Annotated in this window: 1 protein-coding gene; it reads left to right on the top strand. The window is 70.7% G+C overall.

Annotation, left to right across the window (positions count from 1 at the left end):
• Positions 1 to 51 precede the first annotated feature (51 nt).
• Positions 52 to 1,062 (top strand): hypothetical protein, encoded by a 1,011-nt coding sequence (locus DQW06_RS20775; protein ID WP_117199133.1) that lies wholly within the window; start codon positions 52 to 54, stop codon positions 1,060 to 1,062.
• Positions 1,063 to 1,575: the final 513 nt, after the last annotated feature.

Below are 1,575 nucleotides of genomic sequence, written 5' to 3'. Positions count from 1 at the left end.
CTTCGGAGGGCGGCTTCGTGCTTTTCCGGCTTCCGGAAACGGAGCCCGCACATGAACCCACAGCACGAGCTCTCCCGGGCGGTCTACGCCCTGGACACCGACCTGCGGGTCGAGGTACGTACCGACCACCCGGACCTGCTGGTCTACCTGGACGAGTTCTTCCCCCGTTCCCCGCTGCCCACGACACGCTGGACGATTGAGTCCCTGCTCACCGCCCCCGACCCCGACCGGATGCAGATCAACGACTGGGGGGCCGGATACCGCGTCGACCTCGAGCGCGGTGTCCTGCACCGCGCCACGACAGATCCCACGTCGTTGAAGGCGGGAACCCGCAACGCGCTCCGCGAGGTGCTGATCGACCACTGGGAGCAGAGCGGCTACACCATGCTGCACGCCTCCGCGGTCCGCAAGGGCGATCTGCTGGTCGTCATCGTCGGCGACGAGCGCGCCGGCAAGACGACCCTGATGCTGGGAGCCCTGCTTAACCAGGGCTTCACGTTCGTGGCCAACGACCACCTCGTCATCCACCGCGACCAAGGCGCCCTGGCCGTGACCGAGCTGCCTGACGTGATCTCGGTGCGTACCAGCACCTTCGTGCAGATGAGGGAGCTCCTGCCCGACCCCTACGACGCGAACGGGGTCGACGTCGCCTCCCTGCGGGGGCTCCCCGCCCCGCTCGTGCAGGACCGGGAGGAGCTGATGTACTACACGCCCCGTTCGCTGGGACAGGCCCACCGCACCTCGGTGCGGTGCGGGCCGCACGAGAGCACCAGGGTCGTCATCGTCTCGGCGTCCTTCGCCCCTGGGGGCAGCGAGGCTGGCGCACCGCGCAGTGAGGCGGGCGGTGCGGGACTGCTGATCCCGCACGTGCGGGCCGACTGGGTCAGTGACCCCCAGCGCAACGTGCACGAGCTTGCGCGCGAGGAGCGCTCCCCGGACGGCTTCGCCACGGAGAGCATGCTGCTCACCCGGGATCTGGCCCAGAGGGCGCGGGCGTTCCGCTGGGAGCACGGCGGGGACCTCACCCCGCTGCTGGCCCTGCTGGGGGAGGTGGAAGGCTGAGCGCTGTCTGAGGCTGCCCGGGACCCCTGTCCCGGGCAGCCCCGACAAGCCCCTGGGTCCGGCACGGATGTGCCGGACCCAGGGGCTTTTTTCATGTCCATTCCACACGAGTCGGGTTCTTGCGCGTGGCGGGAGCCACGGGCAGGGCTGTGCGCGAGGTGCGGTGCCTGGAGTGGTCTTCGTTGGCCGAGCTCGGGTGCTCTTCCGCGGGCCGGACGGGCACCGCGGTGACGAGGGCCTGGTGGAGTGCAGCATCTGCGGCCTGCGGTCCGGGTGCGCGGTCAGAGCACTGCCCTGGGAATCACGCGCCCAGGTCCGGCCCCGCAGCCGGGAGCCACGCACCACCCCGGCAGTACCGGAAGGGAACACAGGGTCTTCGCGGGAGGTGAGGAGCCCGTCCCGCGAAGCAGGCCGGTTGCTGAGAGGGCACCCCCGCATGGCCACCAGGACCCGGAAGAAGAGGGGCCCGAGAGAGGACGGATGCCCCGGGCGTCTCGTGTCCGGCCCCGCAGC

This window comes from Nocardiopsis sp. TNDT3, assembly GCF_003427465.1.
GTDB lineage: Bacteria > Actinomycetota > Actinomycetes > Streptosporangiales > Streptosporangiaceae > Nocardiopsis > Nocardiopsis dassonvillei.
The sequence above is the reverse complement of the archived record's forward strand: the minus strand, read 5'-3'. Positions and strand labels throughout refer to the sequence as shown.

Excerpts from the sequence above, each read along its gene's own strand:
- DQW06_RS20775 (WP_117199133.1), top strand. The coding sequence starts at position 52 with ATGAACCCACAGCACGAGCTCTCCCGGGCGGTCTACGCCCTGGACACC.